The organism is Tissierella creatinophila DSM 6911 (assembly GCF_001940565.1).
Classification (GTDB): domain Bacteria; phylum Bacillota; class Clostridia; order Tissierellales; family Tissierellaceae; genus Tissierella_A; species Tissierella_A creatinophila.
The window spans coordinates 1-528 of record NZ_LTDM01000063.1; the positions used below are offsets into that span (position 1 = coordinate 1).

The following is a 528-nucleotide window of genomic DNA, read 5'->3' on the forward strand; positions in this document are numbered from 1 at the left end:
AAGCCAGTGAGCTAACCTATTTATAGGAGGCAGCTGTCGAAGGTAGGGTCGATGACTAGGGTGAAGTCGTAACAAGGTAGCCGTATCGGAAGGTGCGGCTGGATCACCTCCTTTCTAAGGAGTTCATAAGTACTCACACTATCTTTTTATATATTTAACAATTAGCTGATAACTAGCAGGTTATCGATAAAAGTTAATTGTTATTTTTACCGTGGGGGTGCACCCAATCCGCAAAATTGCAACAAAGCAAGCTTTGGCAATTATCCGGTAGGGCACGCAAGACCCCGCATTAAACACCAATGGGGGTGTAGCTCAGTTGGGAGAGCACCTGCCTTGCAAGCAGGGGGTCAGGAGTTCGACTCTCCTCATCTCCACCACAAATAGCACTTTGTGCTATTTCATATGAACATTGAAAACTACAAAGAACAATAGATAGATATTTAATTAAAAATTAGGTCAAGTTATTAAGAGCATAGGGCGAATGCCTTGGCACCAAGAGCCGATGAAGGACGGGATAAGCACCGATAT

The 528-nt window shown here is 43.8% G+C and carries 1 tRNA gene and 1 rRNA gene; both read left to right on the plus strand.

The window, feature by feature from the left end:
• Positions 1 to 114: ribosomal RNA gene (locus TICRE_RS11215) — 16S ribosomal RNA — on the plus strand; the annotation flags it as partial.
• A gap of 187 nt (positions 115 to 301) precedes the next feature.
• A tRNA-Ala gene (locus tag TICRE_RS11220) sits at positions 302 to 377 on the plus strand.
• The last annotated feature ends 151 nt before the right edge of the window (positions 378 to 528 follow it).